Source organism: Paenochrobactrum sp. BZR 201-1, from assembly GCF_044987585.2.
Classification (GTDB): Bacteria; Pseudomonadota; Alphaproteobacteria; order Rhizobiales; family Rhizobiaceae; genus Paenochrobactrum; species Paenochrobactrum pullorum.
This window is the reverse complement of the sequence record NZ_JBJDRZ020000037.1, coordinates 1-16,805: the sequence shown is the minus strand read 5'-3', so window position 1 is coordinate 16,805 and position 16,805 is coordinate 1. Positions and strand designations below refer to the sequence as shown.

At 47.9% G+C, this 16,805-nt stretch carries 14 protein-coding genes; 5 read left to right on the top strand and 9 right to left on the bottom strand.

All coding sequences use genetic code 11. From position 1 onward, the window contains the following. Window positions 1-4 precede the first annotated feature (4 nt). The 6 genes from ACI0FR_RS15345 to ACI0FR_RS15320 form a co-directional block, all read right to left on the bottom strand. Entirely contained in the window at window positions 5-1,600 is a 1,596-nt protein-coding gene (locus ACI0FR_RS15345) for a GMC family oxidoreductase (RefSeq protein WP_374834115.1), read from the bottom strand. A 75-nt stretch (window positions 1,601-1,675) separates the two neighbouring features. Next, a complete protein-coding gene (locus ACI0FR_RS15340) occupies window positions 1,676-2,674 on the bottom strand; it encodes a branched-chain amino acid ABC transporter permease (RefSeq protein ID WP_404907093.1) in 999 nt (332 codons plus the stop codon). 1 nt (window position 2,675) lies between these two features. Then, window positions 2,676-3,563: a branched-chain amino acid ABC transporter permease gene (locus ACI0FR_RS15335; RefSeq protein ID WP_404907095.1), complete on the bottom strand. Its 888-nt coding sequence runs from the start codon at window positions 3,561-3,563 to the stop codon at window positions 2,676-2,678. A gap of 1 nt (window position 3,564) precedes the next feature. Beyond that, window positions 3,565-4,266, bottom strand: a complete 702-nt coding sequence (locus ACI0FR_RS15330) for an ABC transporter ATP-binding protein (protein WP_374834109.1) — start codon at window positions 4,264-4,266, stop codon at window positions 3,565-3,567. A 1-nt stretch (window position 4,267) separates the two neighbouring features. Continuing rightward, the gene (locus tag ACI0FR_RS15325; RefSeq protein ID WP_374834107.1) at window positions 4,268-5,050 is read right to left on the bottom strand and encodes an ABC transporter ATP-binding protein; all 783 of its coding nucleotides are present in this window, start codon (window positions 5,048-5,050) and stop codon (window positions 4,268-4,270) included. 14 nt (window positions 5,051-5,064) lie between these two features. Beyond that, window positions 5,065-6,255: an ABC transporter substrate-binding protein gene (locus ACI0FR_RS15320; protein WP_404907105.1), complete on the bottom strand. Its 1,191-nt coding sequence runs from the start codon at window positions 6,253-6,255 to the stop codon at window positions 5,065-5,067. 251 nt (window positions 6,256-6,506) lie between these two features. Here ACI0FR_RS15320 and ACI0FR_RS15315 point away from each other — a divergent pair, with 251 nt between their 5' ends. The 3 genes from ACI0FR_RS15315 to ACI0FR_RS15305 all read left to right on the top strand — a co-directional run bounded on the left by ACI0FR_RS15315 (window position 6,507) and on the right by ACI0FR_RS15305 (window position 8,684). Then, window positions 6,507-7,412 (top strand): LysR family transcriptional regulator, encoded by a 906-nt coding sequence (locus ACI0FR_RS15315; RefSeq protein WP_374834105.1) that lies wholly within the window; start codon window positions 6,507-6,509, stop codon window positions 7,410-7,412. A gap of 187 nt (window positions 7,413-7,599) precedes the next feature. Then, on the top strand, window positions 7,600-8,151 hold the full coding sequence (locus tag ACI0FR_RS15310; RefSeq protein ID WP_374834103.1) for a methylated-DNA--[protein]-cysteine S-methyltransferase: 552 nt from the start codon (window positions 7,600-7,602) through the stop codon (window positions 8,149-8,151). 332 nt (window positions 8,152-8,483) lie between these two features. After that, entirely contained in the window at window positions 8,484-8,684 is a 201-nt protein-coding gene (locus tag ACI0FR_RS15305) for a hypothetical protein (RefSeq protein WP_374834101.1), read from the top strand. 92 nt (window positions 8,685-8,776) lie between these two features. Here the strand turns inward: ACI0FR_RS15305 and ACI0FR_RS15300 are convergent, their stop codons facing one another. The 3 genes from ACI0FR_RS15300 to ACI0FR_RS15290 form a co-directional block, all read right to left on the bottom strand. After that, window positions 8,777-12,406 (bottom strand): TonB-dependent receptor domain-containing protein, encoded by a 3,630-nt coding sequence (locus tag ACI0FR_RS15300; protein ID WP_404907098.1) that lies wholly within the window; start codon window positions 12,404-12,406, stop codon window positions 8,777-8,779. A 178-nt stretch (window positions 12,407-12,584) separates the two neighbouring features. Next, window positions 12,585-13,547, bottom strand: a complete 963-nt coding sequence (locus ACI0FR_RS15295; RefSeq protein ID WP_461667974.1) for a FecR family protein — start codon at window positions 13,545-13,547, stop codon at window positions 12,585-12,587. Between the two features lie 94 nt (window positions 13,548-13,641). Then, window positions 13,642-14,136, bottom strand: a complete 495-nt coding sequence (locus ACI0FR_RS15290; RefSeq protein WP_374834097.1) for an RNA polymerase sigma factor — start codon at window positions 14,134-14,136, stop codon at window positions 13,642-13,644. A gap of 545 nt (window positions 14,137-14,681) precedes the next feature. Here ACI0FR_RS15290 and ACI0FR_RS15285 point away from each other — a divergent pair. Further along, window positions 14,682-16,124 carry an NAD(P)/FAD-dependent oxidoreductase gene (locus tag ACI0FR_RS15285; RefSeq protein ID WP_404907101.1) on the top strand — a complete coding sequence of 481 codons (1,443 nt, stop codon included), beginning with the start codon at window positions 14,682-14,684 and terminating at the stop codon, window positions 16,122-16,124. A 31-nt stretch (window positions 16,125-16,155) separates the two neighbouring features. After that, window positions 16,156-16,716 (top strand): TetR/AcrR family transcriptional regulator, encoded by a 561-nt coding sequence (locus ACI0FR_RS15280; RefSeq protein ID WP_404907103.1) that lies wholly within the window; start codon window positions 16,156-16,158, stop codon window positions 16,714-16,716. Window positions 16,717-16,805: the final 89 nt, after the last annotated feature.

The following is a 16,805-nucleotide window of genomic DNA, read 5'->3' as shown; positions in this document are numbered from 1 at the left end:
TCCTTTAACGGTTATCAGCAAGGATCATGTCGGCGGCTTTTTCCGCGATCATGATGGTTGGAGAGTTTGTGTTTCCAGACGTTATGCGTGGCATGACGGAGGCATCGACCACGCGCAAACCTTTGAGCTTGCGGAAACGCAAACGGGCATCCACGACGCTTTCCTCATCGCTGCCCATGCGCAAAGTGCCGACCGGATGGAAAATCGTCGTGCCGATATTCCCTGCGGCTTTCACCAGTTCCTCATCCGTTTGCGCAGCAATTCCGGGCAGATATTCTTGCGGTTTAAACTTTGCAAAAGACGGTTGCTTCACGATTTCACGCGTCAGTTTAATGGCGCTCACCGCAACTTTCCGGTCTTCATCGGTGGAAAGATAATTAGGGCGAATATCCGGCTGCACTTTAAAGTCAGGGCTGCTGATATGCACCGATCCACGGCTTTCAGGGCGCAAATTACAAACGCTCGCAGTAATGGCCGGAAATGTGTGAACCGGATCGCCAAATTTATCCAGCGAAACCGGCTGGACATGATATTCCAAATCAGCGGTTTGTTTTTCAGGCGATGATTTGGTGAAAACGCCCAACTGACTTGGTGCCATCGACATCGGCCCCGAGCGTTTCATTGCATATTCCAGCCCGATCTTGGCTTTACCGATCAGCGAGGAAGCCTTTTCATTGAGCGTCTGAACGCCGGAAACCTTATAAACCATGCGCAATTGCAAATGGTCTTGCAGGTTTTCGCCGACATTTTTAACTTCTACTTTGGTGTCAACACCAGCTTTTTGCAAAACTGCACCATTGCCAATGCCGGAAAGTTCGAGAATTTGTGGCGAACCAATCGCACCGGCAGAAAGAATAACTTCCTTACGTGCAGTCTCAGTTTTCAAGCTGCCTTGATGGTGAAACTCGACCCCCATAACCGCCCCATCTTTCAGCACCAAACGCTTGACCTGCGCTTTGGTTAGAATAGTCAGGTTCTTACGGTTTTTAACCGGGCGCAAAAAAGCTTTTGCCGTATTCCAACGCCAACCGGAACGCTGATTGACATCAAAATAGCCAGCCCCTTCATTGTCGCCGCGGTTGAAATCATCCGTTGCCGGAATACCAATTTCACCGGCCGCTTTTTGAAACGCGTCCAATACATCCCAACGCACACGCGCTTTCTCGACACGCCATTCACCGCCTGAACCATGATGGCTGCTTTTGCCGCGATAATGATCTTCAGACTTCATAAAATAAGGCAGCACATCATCCCATGCCCAGCCTTCGCAGCCAAGCTGGCGCCAAATATCATAATCCATCGCCTGCCCGCGCATATAGATCATGCCATTGATGGAGGAGCAGCCACCCAGTACTTTGCCGCGCGGATAGAGCAGCGAGCGACCATTCAGATTTGGTTCGGCAGCAGTCTTAAAGCACCAATCCGTGCGTGGATTGTTGATACAATAGAGATAACCGACAGGAATATGCACCCAGTGATAATTATCATTGCCGCCCGCTTCCAACAGCAATACGCGGTTTTCGGGATTTTCGGACAGGCGGTTGGCAAGAACGCAACCCGCGCTACCCGCTCCGATGACGATATAGTCATATTCGCCCATAATTTTCTCCACACCTCCCCTGTCCCGCGTCAGCCAAGACGCGGGCGGAGATATTCTGTTTCAGCAATTTAAAACTTACTTGCGGTGTTCAAAACCAAGCATCCGACCAAGCCTTGATGCGTAGAACTCGCCCACCAAACCACGACGGAATACCAACACACAGGCCATAAACACGACGCCCGTGATAATCGTCACCGGTATGTCGGATGTTGCCAGATAGTTTTGCAATGTCACAACAAGTCCTGCTCCGAAGATCGGCCCGGTCATCGTGCCGATGCCGCCAAGCAATGTCATCAGGATCACTTCACCCGACATCTGCCATGTCACATCGGTAAGCGTTGCAAACTGGAACACCAGAGCTTTAAGACCACCTGCAAGACCTGCCAATGTGGCCGACATCACGAAAGCGCCAAGCTTATACATCTGCACATTATAGCCGAGCGAAATAGCGCGCTGCTCATTCTCGCGGATCGATTTCAATATCATGCCGAAGGGCGAGTTGATAAAGCGCCAGATCACGAAAACAGCCAAGATGAAAATCCCCAGCACGGTGTAATACATGTTGAGCTGAACATTGAGATCGAGGAGCCCGAACAAAAAGCCGCGCGGTATACCCTGCAAACCGTCTTCACCACGGGTAAAGGGCGCTTGCAGACAGAAGAAGTAAAACATTTGCGACAATGCCAGCGTAATCATCGCAAAATAAATGCCCTGACGCCGGATTGCGAAAAAGCCGATCACAAGCCCTAGAATGGCCGCCCCCGTCATGCCGACGACAAGGCCCAGCTCCGGTGTAATGCCCCACTCCTTCACCGCATAACCGGTGAAATAAGCAGCACCACCAAAGAAAGCCGCATGACCGAAAGACAAGAGCCCCGTATAACCGAGCAGCAGATTGAATGCACAGGCAAACATCGCAAAGGTTAAAAGCTTCATCAGAAAGATCGGGTAGACAAACATTGGTGCGACCAGAAAAAGCGCCAGACCAATGAGGATCAACAGTGTTTTTACCGGACTGAATGATGCCTGTTTTGCGTGTTGCTGCACCGATGTTGCATCAAGAGTGTTAGACATATCAGGCGTCCTTTCCGAACAGACCCGCAGGGCGGATAAGAAGAACAATCGCCATGATCACGAAGATCACAATATTGGAAGCTTCCGGATAAAAAACCTTCGTTAGCCCTTCTGCGACACCCAGCATAAAGCCGGTGACAATTGCACCCATAATGGAACCCATACCGCCGACAACCACGACTGCAAACACCACGATGATCAGGTTGGTGCCCATCAATGGCGAAACCTGATAAATTGGTGCGGCAAGCACACCGGTGAAGCCTGCAAGACCGGCACCGAGGGCATAAGTCAGCGTCAGCAATACCGGCACGTTAATACCAAAAACCTGCACGAGGGTCGGGTTTTCTGTAGCTGCACGCAAATAAGAGCCAAGGCGCGTTTTTTCGATCAATGCCCATGTAGCGATACAGACGACAATAGATGCCACGACCACAAAGGCGCGATAATTCGGCAAGAACATAAAGCCTAAATTCGTGCCGCCTGCAAGTTGCGGTGGCACAGAATAAGGCTGTCCTGCTGCACCATAGAGCCAGCGGAAAGTACCTTCCACCGCAAGTGCCAAACCGAAAGTAAACAATAGCCCATAGAGATGGTCGAGATCATAAAGGCGTGAGAGCATAAAGCGCTCAACAAATGCGCCAAACAAACCGACAACAATTGGCGTGACGACCAATGCCACCCAAAAATTCATGCCGAAATATTGCAGACCCAAATAGGCCACGAATGCACCGAGCATATATTGCGCGCCATGTGCAAAGTTGATCACCCGCAAAAGGCCGAAAATAACCGCCAGCCCAAGCGACAAGAGCGCGTAAAAAGAACCATTGATCAGCCCGACCAGCAACTGGCCCAGCAATGCCTGAATAGGTACGCCGAAGATCATTGTCATATCAAACCCCCAGCACTTTATTGAGTTCGTCCATACGATCAGACAACTCATGAACCGGAAAATCACTGACCATCTGGCCGTGATCCATCAAATAAAAGCGATCGGCGATTTTGCGCGCAAAACGGAAATTTTGCTCCACCAGCACCACAGTCATGCCACGCTCTTTAAGTTTCAAAAGTACTTCGCCAATGCGCTGTACAATCACCGGAGCAAGTCCTTCTGTCGGCTCATCCAGCAACAAAAGTTTGACACCTGTGCGCAAAATGCGTGCCATTGCCAGCATTTGCTGCTCACCACCCGACAATTTGGTGCCGGGACTGTTGCGACGTTCCAAAAGATTTGGGAAAAGCTCGTAAATCTCGTCCAGGCTCATGCCGCCGCTGGCAACAACAGGAGGAAGCTTCAAGTTTTCTTCAACTGTCAGGGTTGCAAAAATTCCGCGTTCTTCCGGCACAAATCCCATACCGTAACGGGCAGTGCGATGCAAAGGCACGGACATTAAATCCTTGCCGCCCAGTTTAATCACACCCTTACGCTTGCGAATAATGCCCATAATGGTACGCAAAGTGGTGGTTTTACCCACACCATTACGACCAAGAATTGTGATCATTTCGCCTTCATTGACATGGAGATCAACACCATAAAGCGCCTGACTTTCGCCATACCATGCCTCAAGGCCGGAAACTTCGAGGAGTGCTGCCATTTTAGTCTTCCTCCGTTCCCATATAGGCTGTGCGAACGCGCGGGTCTGCCGACACTTCCGCGTAATTGCCTTCAGCCAGAATTTCCCCGCGCTGCAACACGGTAATATTATGCCCGATATCCGCCACGACTTTCAGATTATGCTCCACCATCAAAACTGCGCGCGTTTTCGCCACTTCACGAATGAGGTTTGCGACATGCTCGACATCCTCGCCACCCATACCCGCCATCGGCTCATCCAGAAGCAACACTTTCGGATCGAGCGCCAAAGTGGTGGCAATTTCCAAAACGCGCTTGCGCCCGTAAGAAAGATCGGCCGCCAAAGTATTGGTTTCGTTGGTTAAGCCAACCAATGACAAGAGCTCTTCTGCGCGTTGATTAAGACTGTTAAGCGAAGACAAAGGGCGCCAGAACTGCGTTGCCAGTTTATTAGGGCGCTGCAGTGCAACGCGCACATTTTCCAGCAATGTCAAATGTGGAAAAACGGCCGAAATCTGGAATGAACGGACAAGCCCCATACGCGCGACCTTGTCAGGTCGCGCGTTGGTAATATCTATGCCGTCAAAAACAATGGTTCCGCTGCTGGGCTGAAGAAACTTCGTCAGCAGGTTGAAAACAGTGGTTTTTCCGGCACCATTAGGTCCGATCAATGCATGTACGCGGGCATGTTCCACATTAAGATCAACATTTTTGACCGCCGCAAAGTCACCGAAAACCTTAGTCAGGCCTTTGGCTGAAAGCACAATACGGGGGCTCTCATGTTTATCCAAAGCTGCATTCATCATCAAAGCAACCTCACTTATTTCGATACCAAGGAGCAGCCGCTTTTTGCCGGATCGAGATAAGCTTCTTCGCCAGGGATTGTGGCCAGAACATTATAATAATCCCATGCACCTTTGCTATCAGCAGGCTTTTTCACTTCCAGCAGATAGAGATCGCTGATCATGCGGCCATTTTCTGCAACGCGGCCGTTCTTGGCAAAAACGTCATTAACCGGCAGTTCTTTCATCGCTTTCGCTACTGCATCCGCATCATCAGTACCAGCTTTTTCAATCGCTTTGAGATAGCTCAGAACTGCGGAATAAGTACCGGCATGCACCATGTTCGGCATCGCACCGGTACGCTCAAGAAAACGCTTGCCGAATTCACGCGATTCATCATCACGATCCCAATAGAAGCTTTCAGTCAAGGTCAATCCTTGTGCGGCTTCAAGGCCAAGACCATGAACTTCTGCGATAGTGAAAAGTAGACCGGCCAGACGCTGTCCACCGGCAGTGATGCCAAATTCTGCAGCCTGTTTAATAGCGTTGGATGTATCAAGGCCGGCATTGGCAAGACCGATAACTTTAGCGCCAGAGGCTTGCGCCTGCAAAAGGAAGGATGAATAATCAGCCGTTGAAAGTGGATGGCGAACTGCACCTAAGACAGTACCACCTTTTTCTTTCACGAATTCAGAGGTGCTGTTCTCCAGCGAATAACCAAATGCATAATCAGCTGTGAGGAAGAACCAGCTGTCACCACCTTGTTGAACCAAGGCGCCACCGGTACCATAAGCCAGTGAGTTGGTGTCAAATGCCCAATGGAAACCGTAAGGGCTGCACTGCGCGCCGGTCAGTTCATTGGTCGCGGCGGCAGTATTGATAGTGATTTTCTTCTTCTCTTTACTCAGAGCCTGAACGGCCAGACCAACAGAAGACGACGTCAGCTCCATGATCGCGTCAACACCTTCGGTATCATACCATTGGCGGGCAATGTTAGAAGCAACGTCAGTTTTATTTTGGTGGTCAGCCGTCACAACTTCAATCGGCGCGCCCAAAACCGTACCGCCAAAATCTTCCGCAGCCATTTTGGCCGCCTCATAAGAATATTTACCGCCAAAGCTTGCATAGACGCCGGATTGGTCATTCAAAATGCCAATTTTGACCTTGCCGTCTGAAATATCAGCAGCATAAACACTGGTGCTTGCAGCCAAAGCCATCATGGCCGACATAAAAATTTTTGCAGTTTTCATATTTTCTCCTCCCAGAGATAAAAATGGCAACTCGCCTATAAGCTTTTTAAAAAAACCAAGGCCGAGCTTAGCTTTGTAAAATCTTAATATGACCACTCCCGTTCAGCGGTGCCAGACGACTTAAGTTTGAGCAAATGGTGCGTTGACACAAGAGCCGGCTCTGATCAGAATGCGAACAGGTTCTGTTCATTTTTGTACAGAACCTGTCACTGGGGAGGAAAGATTAAAACATGACGACTGCGTTTTCTTGGAACGACCTGCAATATTTTCTGGCCGTTGCACGCACCGGTCAATTATCGGCTGCCGCACGTAATTTACGCACAACTCATGTCACGGTTTCCCGACGCATTGAACAACTTGAATTTGCTTTAAAAGCCAAATTATTCGAGCGTAATCCCCGCGGTTATGAGCTGACCACCATCGGACGCAGATTAGTTGATACAGCCGAAACAATCGAAGCAGAGGCGGAGCGTTTACAAGCACAAATTTCCGACAGTGTCAGCCAATTACGCGGCCTCGTACGCCTGAGTGCGCCAGAAGGAATTTCCAACTTTTTCTTCGTCGAGAAACTTGCCGCATTTGCTGAAATGCACCCGCATATTGCAGTAGAACTCCTTACAATTCAACAGATTATGGCTCTTTCGCGCAAAGAGGCTGACGTTGCGATTACGCTTGATCCGCCAAAGGCCGGGCCTTACATTAACAAGAAAATTATTGATTATACGTTGCATATTTATGCCACACGCGCTTATTTGAGAAAACACCCGCCTATTACCCAGAAAAAGCACTTGTTGCAGCATTTTTTCATTGGTTATGTGCAGGATCTCGTCTTTTCTCCGGGGTTGGATTACATGCGCGATGTCTTGCCCGGTTTGCGTCCCAACTTTCAGTCAACCAGCATCAGCGCACAATTAAAAGCTGCCCTTTGCAATCGTGGTTTATGTGTCCTGCCCTACTTTATCGCGCAAGGTTTTCCGGAGCTGGAAATTGTTTTGCCTGATGAAGTAGAGCTCAAAAGAGGCTATTGGTTAACTTGTCACAATGATATAGCCAATGCGCAGCGGGTTGATTCAATTATGAATTTTATCTTACATTCAATGCGCTCCAATAAAGACTTTTTCAACCGGCGCAGATGACGGCTTTGGGGCGCTGCTTAAAAGGCAAATATTATACTTATTGATGAGCTAAAATAAGAATTTTTGACCTGCCCATAGTCGCAAACAGTAACAATTACTAATTTTATAAGCTGTTATTTAGAATCAAAGCGTCACTTTAATCATGCTGATTTATGATGATAAAAGCAGAAAAACCATTGAGGACGCCATGAGTAACGAACTGATATTGCATCATCTCCAAACAGGCACCGTGCTTGACCCGCTTTATTATGTGACCCGAAACGACATTCTGGTGGCGCTTGATTTTGGCCCCGCAGACGCACGTCTGACACGATTATTAAAGCGCCGCTTCGGTGATGATGTGACCTTAACCATAAGCCAAGACAAACATTTCGTTGACACCCACATTGAAAACTATCTGCATGGCGATCTTAACGCCATTGAAGATGTTGAGGTCGATTGTGGCGGCACCCCGTTTCAGCAACGTGTCTGGGCAGCTTTACGGACAATTCCTGTTGGTAAAACATGGAGCTATGGCGAACTGGCCGCCAAACTCGGTACGCCCAATGCCGCTCGTGCTGTCGGGCTTGCCAATGGTCTCAATCCTGTCAGTTTGTTTGTGCCTTGTCACCGCGTTATCGGCAGTAATGGTACGTTAACAGGATATGCAGGCGGTTTAACACGCAAAAAATGGCTGCTCACCCACGAAAAAGCCGTGCCCATAGACGAGTCGCCGACTTTGTTTTCATTTTTAGATTAATGCTTATTGGATTTATCAAAGTCCATTGCTGCCATACCAGTTTATAATAGCGATAGATTAAGCAATAAGAATTTTAGCGCTTATAATTTTGGAGTGTAAAACTCCAATTTATAGTCAGGCGAAAAATAGTAATAATTTCCACATCTTCACTAAACATGTGTCATAACATCATGTTTTTAAACACCGTTTTCCCGTCATTAGAATTGTTCCAAACTGTCGCAGACGATAAAAAACACTTGCAAACAAGCTCATTATTTAGAATAATTCTAAAACATTGAGTGGCAGTCTCAACTTTAATTCGAATACTTATTAAGCAATAAAAGGAATATCTCATGTCAAACTCTGCATCATGTAAAGCTTGTTCTTTTTATGAAGATCACGTTGCAAATACTGAAAAAGTGGTTGAAAGCGCCGGTCTTTGCCGTTTCAACCCACCTGTATCACAGCCAGAAGCCAACTCCCGTGGTTTGTGGCCAGTAGTAACCGCCAATGATTGGTGCGGTCACTTCTCCGGTTCTTTCAGCGCAGCTTAATTGAACTAAAATATTAAAAAAGGCGGCTACCATGCCGCCTTTTTTTGTTTTTCAACTAATCATAACCCGTTTGAACAAAAGTTTTTTGAATATCAGAAGCGATAGTTCAAACCGATTTTGAATGTATGCATATCCAATGAATTGGAAGCTTTACGTCCGTTTTTAACATTGGACGAACCTGTATGTTCCGTTGTCTCTCTAATCGGTCTCTTCTCCGGTTCACATGCCCACTCCCAACCGGCCTCGGAGCACATTGGATCATCAGGTGCAAACATTGGCGGTATTTCTTCCCATCCCACCACTTCAGTGGTGGTATAGTTAAGTCCTGTGCCCTCACTTGCCGTTTTAAACTTGAAGCTGTTTTTACCGAAGTGACTATAAGCATAATCCGCTTTCACCGACCAATTATCGCTCAAAGCGTATTCAAGGCCGCCACCAAGCGTAAAGCCAAGACGTGTAGTAGATGCTTTGTCGGTAGAAGCGACAGTGGTCTTCTCACCATACGGCCGGCTCTCATCTTGCATATCTGATACATATTGGTCACGCCACTGGGTTTCACGTGCCAGCGCAAGGCCACCCGTCGCATAGGCCAAGAAGCGATTATTGAATGCATAGCCAAGCTTTGGACGCAGGCTCGCCGTCCAGTCAATATCATAGCTTGTGCTGGCATTAACATGACCGTTTTTCGCCAGAACTGGATCAAGTGCCAAGGTCTTTCTGGAGGCGGTAGCATTGTAAACTTTGCTCCAGTCTCCTTCAAAGCCAAGTACGACACCATTTTCAAACTGCCAATTATAACCGGCCTGCATCCCGATCATAGCACCCCCAATTTTCAGATCGGCAGATTCACGATTGGCAGCTTTATTGTCCGAACCATCCAGCGTTGTGGTCGTGCCTTTTGTATGACCAAACAATCCGCCTGTATGGAAACCCGCATAGAGCCCCGTCCAGTCAATAGCCTGAACCTGATTATTTGAATTGCCGGATTTGCCAAACAAACCTGCAAGCGGTGAGTTTAACCCGCTAAATGTTTGATCTCCTCTCAGTGTACCGGTCAGGCTGGCATAAAATGTACGCCCAGGCCCTGGTTGTGTCACAAGCCCCAAAGGATCAACATAGAAACGGTCAAACAGGTTTTCGACACGCACGGCAGCGGTCAGATTATCGCTGACCTTATATTCTGCAAAAGCATCGACAAGCGTATATGGTTTCCAATTGACCATTGAGATGAACTCGGAAGCACCCTGTGCAGTTACATCGCCATGGCCGATCGCACGCGGCCCGATATGTGAAATTCGACCACCAACTGTCAATCTCTCTTCCAGCAATTTCTGTGAAAGGGTCAGGTCAATAGTATATTCCGGTTGCACGTGATTGGTGGCATAGTCACCATAAAGCGATTTGTTTTCGCAGGAATTCAAAGTTCGGCAATATTCCACATTAAGGAAATAATTGGCCGAAAGATCAGCTGTAAAACCATCAACCTCATAGCGTGCGGAAAGTTCAAGACCTGAGAACCGCGCCCTGTCGATGTTTTCAATATTGAGACTTAAAGGGCCGCTCGCTTTCATGGAACGGGAAATATAATCTTTAACATTCCAGTTGAAATAACCAAGCTTCAACATTCCGCGATCATCATCGGTGAAGATGTCGTCGCGCATCAGATTGGTACCGATTTCCCAGTTGCTGGAGCGCTCCGGCTTTACATCCGCATTGGCTGTCACACTATTGAATGCGGATACAGATTCAATAACGCTTGGCGCACGCATGGTGTTTGAATAATTGACATAGAATTGTGTGCCATCGAACGGTTCCAATGTCAGGCCGACCGACGGACTGAAACCGCCATCATTGGTTTTGAAACCTAACACCCGCGTGGCAATATCATCGCGCTCATATGGATCGAAGCGATCCTTCGACCAGAAATGCGAATAACGCAGGCCTGCATTGACTGTTGCCCAATCAACCGGCTTCCATGCCGCTTTTGTATAGGCTGCTGCCTCATGACGTATCGCATCGCGTGCTGAGTTCCATGCTTCCAATACTGCTGTATGACGGCTGGCGCGTGTATCCTCACCGCGATAGGACAAGCCATAGGTCAAATCGATATCACCATAAGCGGTGGCAAACCTGGACAAGTTGCTGAAATCAGCACCCCACATATCGGAATTTGAACCAACACGGAAACCGGATGGCAGACCGATTTGCTCAGGCGTTAATCCACGACCACCACGCACCGGATTGCGCAGTTCCAAATGAGACCAGTAGAGATTACCTTTCAGATCAAAAAGATCATTATCTTCAGGGTTCCAACGATAACGTGCTGTCACCGTATCAAGGCTGGTGCCTGCGGTTTGTGCCTGCTGTTCTGATTGTCCGTTTTTACCATTTAAGCGCGAGGCAAGGCGGTCACCCGCTTCACTGCGAAAACCGGTATATCCCAGTTGAATTGTGTGATCATCTGCAAAACGGGCCGTCAATTTAGCAAGCCAGGATTCTGTTTCCAGCTGGGTGTTGAGAACCTCTTCACCACCGCGATAATTTACAAGGCCTTCGTTCTCATAATAATTGTCCCAATAGGTAGTGCCATTCGGATTGCACACCCCGTTAGGGCAATATTGCTGACGGCCTTTGTTGACGGGATCAACAGACGGGCCATATTTACCGGCATGATAATTGCCTTGTTTGCGGCGGGCATAACCAGCCAGAAGATCAAAGTCCTCGCCCTGATAAGCGCCGATAACACTACCTGACGCACGCCTTGGCGACAAAGCGGACGGGCGATCCATACCGGTAGTCGATTCCACCGGAACCGCACCCATTGGATCCCATGGCGCGTAGGGCCAGAGATAACCGGCTTTATCACCTGCATTCGGCGATGAAGCATTGCTGCCGATTTCACCTTTCAGGCGCAGTCCCCAACTATCGCCGGGTTTGACAATATCCTCTGCGCTAACAGTACGCATGGCAACCGAACCAGCATTGCCCCATGAAGCACTGTCGGCGCCTTTATTAATATCAATGCCGCCAATAAAGTCAGGATCGACAAAGGTGCGGTTGGATACGCCCTGATAGCCCTGATAAACTGTTACAGCATTTTCAGCACCATCAATCGTGGTGGCAACGCGGCCCATCCCTTGCATGCCACGAATATTGACATCAATCGAACCGGCGCCATTGCGCGCTTCACCGGACATGACGCCTGCAGTACCACGGAACATATCAGCCGGACTTGAGCCACGAAAACGCTCAATCTCCTGTGAGGTAATATAGCTGGTTGCGCCCGCTGTTTCATAAGGACTATAAATATTGGCCTCGTCGCCAGTCACCACAATCGTGTCAAGAACCGTTACACCATCTTCTGAAATTGTAGCGCCGCTGGTTTGTTGCGCCTTATTATGAATGGTAACTGTATTGCCGTTCGAGAAGGAATAAGTGTAACCGCTGCCCGACAACAATGTCCGGATCGCGTCCTCACGTGTCATCAAGCCTGAAACGGCCTTGCCGCTTGTAGTTCCTGCCGCAGCATCACTATAAACAACAGAAATTCCTGTTATGCGCGAAATGTCATTCAGAGCCTGACGAACCGGCTTGGCAGGAATATTAAAATTATATTGCTGCTGTATGCTTGCCTGCGCATTTGCAGGCACCGCATCCATTGCCATGAAGAGGCCTGCGCCCAACATTGTGCTGGTCAGCAGGAGGCCTAGCCGTCCCCTCATACAAAAGCTCTTTTTCATCAACGCAACCCTTCTCGTGTAAATAAATCGAGAGGTGTGCGGATGGCTCGCATTCTATTGCCTCTCATAAGTCTCCACGTTTGAGAGAGGCAAAGTACACATCAAAAAAATATGTATTTTTTCATCAACTTTATAACATATTGATTATATTAAATATTTATTATCTTATCACCATGAGACGTGAGCCTAATTCGTAAATTTTAAATCCAACTGTTGCTTGTAAAGAGGCGAGTGCGGCTTTTGTGTCATCAATCGGCAAATTGCCGGACACCCGATATTCAGCAAGCGACGATCCAATCATAACAATACGGCCATTATGATATCGTCCGATTTGTTCGATCACATCCTGCAAACGGAAATTATCAAATATAAGGCGGCCTTCACGCCAGGCCAATGCATCATCAATGAGTACAGATTGAACAGAACCTACACCATTTTTATTATAATTTACACTTTGACCAGGTGTTAAATGTGCCTGCTGATCTTGTGAGGCCGATGAAACAGTGACCGCACCGCGTTCCAGATTGACGACAACATCCTGCTCGTGAACTTCAACCGAGAAAGCAGTTCCCGTCACGCGGGTTTTGCCATCAGCGGCTTCCACCTCGAACGGTGTTGAAGAGGACTTAACATCGAAATAAGCCATACCACGCAACAACTGTGCGTGACGCAATCCATCGCTTGTTTTAAATGCCAATGCACTGTCAGCATCCAAGGTTACCTGACTGCCATCAGACAATAAAATTGTGCGGCGCTCGGCACGAGCGGTCACATAATCAGCGCTCAAATCTTGTAAAAAATGCGGATGGTCGAGCCAAATATGAAAACCAGCGAACAAAACAAAAAGACTGGCCGCTGTTCCTGCCAAGACATTGCGCCTGTTGCGCCGCACCCGCACAGCTTGCACTGCCAGTAAATACTGGTTCAGCTGATCAGCTTCTTCTGCTGCCACCTCAGCGCCCGGCATATCAGCCGAAGACCATGTTGTCACAACTTCCTGATAAGCACTGGCATGGGCCGGACTGGCTTGGTGCCAATTCTCAAAATTTCGCCGATCAGCCGGTGAAGGTTCACCGTTCATACGAGTAAACCAAGCTATCGCTTCCTGATTTATCCGCTTCAATTCTGCTTGCGGCAAGATATTCTCGCTTTCAATGATGGCTGCTGACCCGGATTTTGTCTTTTAAACCCATTCAGCCACAAAGGCACCCGGAAAATTACTCTCTTACGTTACGACAAGCCAACATCGCGCGGGCAACATGTTTTTCAACGGCACTACGTGATATGCCCAGCACTTCGGCAATTTCACTATATTTGCAACCATGTACTTTATTGAGTAAAAATATATGTCTTGTACGCTCCGGCAATGCGCGGATAACATCATCCATATGGCGCATTTCATCACGTGGAACCACGATATCCAAAGGGGTTGCAACCGGAGCAGCATATTGCTCAGGCAATATATTAACAGATAGATCCTGACGAACGCGCTCGGCACGAATATGATCAATGATAGCGTGTTTGACAGATTTATTGAGATAAGCGGCTTCATCCACCAATGGCTCAGAGCGGCGCTCCCAAAGCCTTAAAAAAACATCCTGCACCAAGTCGGCTGCGACAGCGGCAGAGCCCAGACGTCGCATAGCACGACGCAACAAGCCGGGTTGTTCGTCCAGATAAAGTGTCTCGAACTCTCTCTTGCGTACAATCATCATTGCACCTTAAACACTCATCTCAATATGAAATGACAGCAAACTCCGCGCATTAGAAATTACGAAAAGTCGCGCCACACGACCGAAAGAAAGAATGTAATTACACGCACCATCCGGTTTTGCCCAATCACCTGTTTTGCAAAGAAATAGCATCCATTACTTAATATTTGTTGACCTATTTTATCATGTTTAATCTGATAACGGATGACATTTCAACACAAGAAAAAAGCATTCATTTCTTTCCGGCTGCTGCTGTGCCTGATACGTCACACTTTTTTGATAATGCAAATAAGAAAGCACAACGACACTTGCGAAGATCTTTAAAAAACGATTTGTTTTCAATTGGTTAAATAAAAATACATTTAAACCATCTACTGTTTCAGTCTATAAATTCAACGTATCAAACTTTAAAAATACTTATCAAAATTGACGTTTCAGGTCGCAAAAATATTTATAATTGCATTTTCGACTGGTCAGTCATATATGAGCAACATTCATATTAAGCGTTTTTCCAAGTGCCCTTTGACGCACTCAAGGAGTTATTTATGTCGATATCCAGAAGAAAATTCCTCAAAAGCAGCGGCTTATTTTTAGGCGGTGCTGTGCTTGGCGGCGCGGGTGGAAGTCTGTTTGCTTCTACTGATGGCTGGCGTGCACCATCCGATATACCGCTGGCAGAATCTGTCGCCACCAGAACAGATATTCCGGCAAGTGCCGATGTTGTTGTTATAGGTGGCGGCATAGCCGGATTGTCTACCGCCCTGTTTTTGAATGAGCGCGGTTTAAACACTGTGGTGCTTGAAAAAGGCGTTATCGCAGGTGAGCAATCAAGCCGTGCCTTTGGCTGGATTTATTCCAATGGCTGGGACTTGGGCAAATTAGAACTCTGCAACCGTTCAAAAGAAATTTGGCAGGGCTTTGCAGCACGTTTTGGAGAAGATATTGGCTTTCGCCAATCAGGTAATTATTCACTTCTTGGTTCAGATGAAGAAGTTGATGCAAGCCGCGAATGGCTGACAAGCGCATTGCAAGTGCAACCTCAAATGGATGCACGCGTGGTAACCGGCAGCGAACTTGATGCGTTAATTCCGGGCGCCTCTGAAAAATATCGTGGCGCTCTTTACCAAGCAAGTGACGGTACCGCCGAACCGGTCTGGTCTGTTTCTCGTATTGCCAAAGACGCGATGCGCGAAGGTGTACAAATTTTTGCACCGGTTGCGGCACGGACAATCGAGCGCGAAGGCGGACGGGTGGCTGGCGTTCATACAGAACACGGCGATATCAAAACCAAAGCAGTCGTAATTGCAGGTGGTGCATGGTCTTCACTTTTTGCCGGAAATCTGGGCATAAAGCTGCCGCAGCTTGCTATTAATTCTTCGATGCAACGTCTCGGCCGCATAGATAATGCATTGCCCGGTGCGGGCTACGGTCCGGATTTTGCATGGCGTCATATGGCCAATGGTGAAACCGCTGTTGGTGTTTCAAGCAATAATTCACCGATCACAAAAGATAGTTTCAGATATTTATTTGATTTTTTACCAGCACTTAAAAATGCTGGCGGATTGATCAATGTCCGTGCTTCAAGTGACTTATTCGCGTCATTACACTTAAAATCCAGTTGGAATGCCGATGAAATAACACCTTTTGAAGATGTGCGCATGCTTTCAGCCCGCGTTGACAATGAGGAAACGGATCGCGCTCTGGCCAGTTTACGCAAAGCCTATCCGCAATATGAACAAGCTGTTGTTCGGGAAAAATGGGCCGGTATGATTGATGCCACACCGGATTCCACCCAATATATTGATGAAACATCCGATATTCCCGGACTTTTTGTCATCACAGGCTTTTCCGGAAACGGCTTGACCACCGCACCTGCTTCGGGCGAAATGATCGCACAGATGATTGCCGGAGAAAAAACCACAGCTGATCCGTCAATTTATCGTCTGAACCGCTTTACTGACGGCTCGGAATTTGTGTTCAGACACTGATTTGGAGCTGATATAACAAAGAAATGTATTTATGGCCCGCCCGAGAGAAATAGATAAAGATCGCGTTCTTGATGCAGCAGAAGAAATCATTGCTGAAAGCATGGGACGAGGCTTTACACTGGATGCTGTCGCCGAAAGAGCCGGCGTCAGCAAGGGCGGGCTTGTTTATGCTTTTCCGACGAAAGATGCGTTGATTGAAGCGGCGCTGGCGCGTGAGTTAAACCGCTTCATTCTCTCGTGGAAGGCAAAATCCAATCCTAAAGATCGCTCTGACGCATCTATGCTGACAGCCTATATTGCCGAAATCCAAAGTCAGGAAGAAACCCATTTACGCACTGCCTCATTATTGATGACAGCTCTCTCGAATGCTTCGACAGTCTCGGAGCCGGCCAGGGAATTTTATCGGGCTATTTTTAAGTATTTTCAAAACGATACCAAGCAGGGTCGTGATATCCGACAAGCCATTCTGGCAATTGAAGGGCTATTTTTTCTGCGTGGACTCGGCCTTGTTGACTGCAATCATCAAGAGTGGATTTCTGTAGTCAGCCATGCGCAAGAAACACTTCAAAATGCGATGCAGAATGCGGGTTGATATTACCCGTACTCTAGAGCATGTCTCCCAAAAGTGGGCACCGGTTTTGGGATAAAGACATGCGTAAAAACAAAACGCTAGAGCGAGCA